Here is a 4,118-nt window from a genome sequence, read left to right as displayed (position 1 = left end):
TTACTTTACTTTGTTTTTAAGTTAATACTTTTCTTGTAGCTTAACTTAATGACATTGCAGTTAGATATCCTTATATTTTTATTCTTTATTTTGAGAAAACTGTGAGATTGCCAAACATGCTAATCCTAATCCCAACATGCGAAGGGCATTTTCTGTTTCCAATTCTTCTAACAATGATAAGACAACGACGGCTATTCCCATAGCCAAGGCGATTCCTTTACAGACCAGATTGATCATTTCAGCAATTTTTGTATTTTCTTCTTTTTTCGTATCCACTTTTACCTGCATCAGTTCATCGACTGTCATATCAAATAACTCCGCTAATTTCGGAAGGCTATTAATATCTGGAAAAGATAAATCTCTTTCCCATTTTGATACAGCCTTATCAGTTACACCCATCATTTCGGCTACTTCCGCCTGTGTCAAATTTTTCTCTTTGCGTAAAGTCGCAATCATCGTACCAAAAGTTTTTTTCATTGTATCCTTACTCCTTTGATTGTTCACCTGCATCCTATCACTTCCCATATTTTTTACTCAACCGACCATCAGTTTAATTTTCTCGTCTAATGGTTTAGCCATAGTTTACACTAATTATGAATACTATAATACAATACTTTACGTTGAATTATGACCTTGTTTTATTCATAACTATGATATACTAATACAAATCAGATAAGGGGGCTGTACGATGAAACAAACCATTACTTTGGGAAAACATACATTTCGCATTGATACAGGTTTTCTGATCATGTTGATCCTATTAGGACTTACAAGTTTTTTTGCGTTATACAATGCGTTCAACCTGATCAGTGATGGTTCCGGATATGGATACATGTTCCGTCAGATCATTTGGTATGTCATTGGCTTTACCGCTATGTTTTTTCTATGTTCTATGCAAAATAAAGCCATCTATCCTCTAATGAAAAAAGCTTATAACTTTTTGATGGTCTGCTTAGTCTATTTATTAATTTCACGGCTTTTGATCCTTGTCAGTTCCGGAAGTATTTATCTTCCTTTTGCGAATGAAATAAATGGTGCGGTTTCCTGGTTTTCTTTACCCTTTGCCAGCTTTCAGCCAAGTGAATTTATAAAGATCGTACTGATCGTGATGATATCCAAAATCATTGCGACACATCAGGAAGAACATCCAAATCCGACAAATAAAGATGACTTAGAACTTTTAATAAAAATCGGGAAAGTTCTCTTACCACCTCTGATTCTTATTTTTCTGCAGCCGGATACCGGGGTCATGATCATCATCTTACTAAATACCTTGATTCTACTTTTATGTTCAGGTATTCGAAAGCAGTATGTATGGATCATCGGCATTCTTATTTTATGTGCGGTCGCTGGATTTTTCTTTCTTTATTTCTTTCAAAGAGATTTGTTGGAAGCTCTTCTTTCAAATTATCGATTAGCTCGAATTGATGCCTGGTTAGATCCAGAAGGAAATATACAAGGAAGCTCCAATCAGCTCTATACCGCATTATTATCTTTAGGAAGCGCCGGTTTAAGCGGGCATGGATTACAGGCGGATATCATTGCGATTCCAGAAGCACATACCGATTTCATCTTTGCGGCAGTAGGACAGTGTTTTGGTTTGTTAGGAACTACATTCATTCTCGCAATCTGTTTTGCGTTTGATATTGTACTGTTTAAAATCGCATACAACACGAAAGATCGTATGGATCGATTTGTCGTAATCGGTGTCATTGCCATGCTGGTATATCAACAATTTCAAAATTTGGGAATGATTGTTGGACTTGTTCCCATCACCGGTATTACACTGCCGATGATTTCTTATGGAGGAAGTAGTATCTTATCTTACTTTATTGCCTTTGCGATCGTAATGAACATATCCCCAGTTTCTAAAAAAGTTTGGGTTGTTGGTAAGAAAAAGCCAAAAAAAGTAAGCACATTAAAAAGAAGATCTCTGATCAAGACCTTCAAAAAAACACATTAATATAAATTTTTAAGGCGTTTTAAGTACGAATAATTTCTATATCGTGCAAAACGCACTTTTTTTTCAGAAGTTTTAATATAAAGTTCTTCCACCTCTTCTAACGATTGATCTAAATGATCAAAACAAGCTCTGGCCAAAGATAATGATTTTCCTCGAACCATAATTTGTCGATCAGATCGCATAATATAAGGATTATGAAGCGAATGGTGATTCTTATGTGCAATCGGCATGATTTCACACAATTGTAAAACCCGTAAGCCATCATCAATAACTGCACCCTGTAAGGCCCTGTTTATAGCTGTGGATCCTGCCTGTGTACTGATACAGATGCCAGATCCTGTACAATGTTCAAAGAATTCGCCATCTATATACACGTCCAGTGACAATGTTTTAGATACAGATTCGATACGTATTTCATTTAACGCGTAAATAGAATCAAAATTTTTAGAAGTTTTCATTTCTAGTAAAGGCATTTCTTCATAACAAGGGACTTTATGGAAAATATCATCTAAAAAAAGATCAATTTCTTCCTGTGTATAATCCGTAAAAAATCCAAGTGTACCAGTATGGATCCCAACAAAACTAATCTGATCTAAAATAGAGAGATATGTGTGAATACCACGTAGAAGTGTACCATCTCCACCAATCGATATGATCAATTCAGGATTGTTTGTATCATAATCCCATCCAAACTCACTACACTTTTGTATTACATATTTTGAAATAGATTTCGAATATTCATCCGTTCTAACAATTGTCGCAAAACGCATAATCATCTTTCCTTTCATTGTTTTCTATTGTACCATATTTTAAAAGGAGATTACTTTATGAAAGAACCTATAGAAAGAGAATTAAAAATTTTAATTAAAGAAGAGGATATGAATTTCATCATAAAATCATATGATTTAAATAAATATAAGATACAAACCAATATTTATTACGATACTTTAGACGGAAAAGTAAAACAAAAGAATGGTGCTGTAAGAATACGAATCATTGATAATCAATATATTTTTACATTAAAAATCCGAAAAGATGCGATAACACACTTTGAGTACGAAAAGGAAGTAGATACCAAAGACTTACTAAAAATAAAAGATGAAGAAATTCTAACCTGGTTAAAAACACATGACATTCCTTTTCATGAATTAATCCCTATTGTATCATTCACCACAAAACGTTATGAAAAAGACTTGGAACGTGCAACATTATGCGCCGACATTACCCAGTATGATCATCATGTTGATTATGAATTAGAATATGAATATAAATATGAACACGATGGGATTTCATATTTTAATCAGATTTTAAAACCAATTCATCTTCAATATATAAAAAATTGCCCCAGCAAGATTGCCAGAGCTTTTAATAAGTCTTAAAATTTATGAGTTAATCGATAGAAGAAGGATTTTGAATTGTATTCTTCTTCTTTCTTTTTATAATCTTCGATCTTTTGTCGCATCTGTTCAACCGATTCAGCTTCTTCTCGAAGAACTTCATTTTCATGTTGAAGCTTTTGAATTTTCTCATCCTTTGTCTGATTTTCCAATAAGAATGTTTGTTTGTTTTTTTCTATTTCCAATGCTAAACGTTCTTTATATAATTCTTCGATTTTTTCCTGTGCTTTTTCTTTTTCTTCTATTATGGCTTTTAATTTTTCATTTTCATATCGAAGTTCCATTTCTACTGTAGAAATTTCATGTTTTTCTTTACGAAAATACTTAGAAAGATGTTCAACACCTTCTGCTTTGATCGTGATCCGTCGTGTTTCTGGATTTTTATATTTCCAATCTTTATCAGGATTATCTTTTACTAATTTCGCAATTGCTTTATCAACTGTATTTCTTGATTTAGAAAAATGCTGACAAATTTGCGCTATATCCATATCGTAGAAGACATCTATTGGCTTTTTATCTTCCATTACGATCCCCTTTCCTATGATTTTCCTAAGTAAATTATTATTGTGCTTTTCTATCTTAGCATATTTCTTTATTCATTTCTACAACATCATAGGATATTCATATAAATTTTTTAACATTATCTTTACATTGTGATTTTTCATATTTTCTTCCTATGATATTTCATAGTTCTATTTTAAGCTTTTATCGTTTTAATTCATAAATCATATGAATTAGTTTTCTTGTCATTATTATTC

5 protein-coding genes are annotated in these 4,118 nt (G+C 32.6%); 2 read left to right on the top strand and 3 right to left on the bottom strand.

Features of this window, described 5'->3' with window-relative positions; all coding sequences use genetic code 11:
• Positions 1–78: 78 nt before the first annotated feature.
• Positions 79–477, bottom strand: coding sequence for a helix-turn-helix domain-containing protein (locus U0M88_RS07650; RefSeq protein ID WP_022790538.1), 399 nt, complete (start codon positions 475–477; stop codon positions 79–81).
• Positions 478–688: 211 nt separating this feature from the next.
• Here U0M88_RS07650 and U0M88_RS07645 point away from each other — a divergent pair, with 211 nt between their 5' ends.
• Positions 689–1,963 carry an FtsW/RodA/SpoVE family cell cycle protein gene (locus tag U0M88_RS07645; RefSeq protein ID WP_331869440.1) on the top strand — a complete coding sequence of 425 codons (1,275 nt, stop codon included), beginning with the start codon at positions 689–691 and terminating at the stop codon, positions 1,961–1,963.
• On the opposite strand, the gene U0M88_RS07640 is transcribed toward U0M88_RS07645, so the two are convergent.
• The gene (locus tag U0M88_RS07640) at positions 1,960–2,751 is read right to left on the bottom strand and encodes an NAD(+)/NADH kinase (protein WP_331869439.1); all 792 of its coding nucleotides are present in this window, start codon (positions 2,749–2,751) and stop codon (positions 1,960–1,962) included. The genes U0M88_RS07645 and U0M88_RS07640 overlap by 4 nt on opposite strands.
• Before the next feature lie 39 nt (positions 2,752–2,790).
• On the opposite strand from U0M88_RS07640, the gene U0M88_RS07635 reads away from it, so the two are divergent.
• The gene (locus tag U0M88_RS07635; protein WP_167699302.1) at positions 2,791–3,342 is read left to right on the top strand and encodes a CYTH domain-containing protein; all 552 of its coding nucleotides are present in this window, start codon (positions 2,791–2,793) and stop codon (positions 3,340–3,342) included.
• Here U0M88_RS07635 and U0M88_RS07630 read toward each other — a convergent pair.
• A complete protein-coding gene (locus U0M88_RS07630) occupies positions 3,339–3,884 on the bottom strand; it encodes a hypothetical protein (RefSeq protein WP_022790542.1) in 546 nt (181 codons plus the stop codon). The genes U0M88_RS07635 and U0M88_RS07630 overlap by 4 nt on opposite strands.
• Between the last annotated feature and the right edge of the window lie 234 nt (positions 3,885–4,118).

Source organism: Faecalicoccus sp. (assembly GCF_036552745.1).
Classification (GTDB): domain Bacteria; phylum Bacillota_I; class Bacilli_A; order Erysipelotrichales; family Erysipelotrichaceae; genus Faecalicoccus.
The sequence above is the reverse complement of the archived record's forward strand: the minus strand, read 5'-3'. Positions and strand labels throughout refer to the sequence as shown.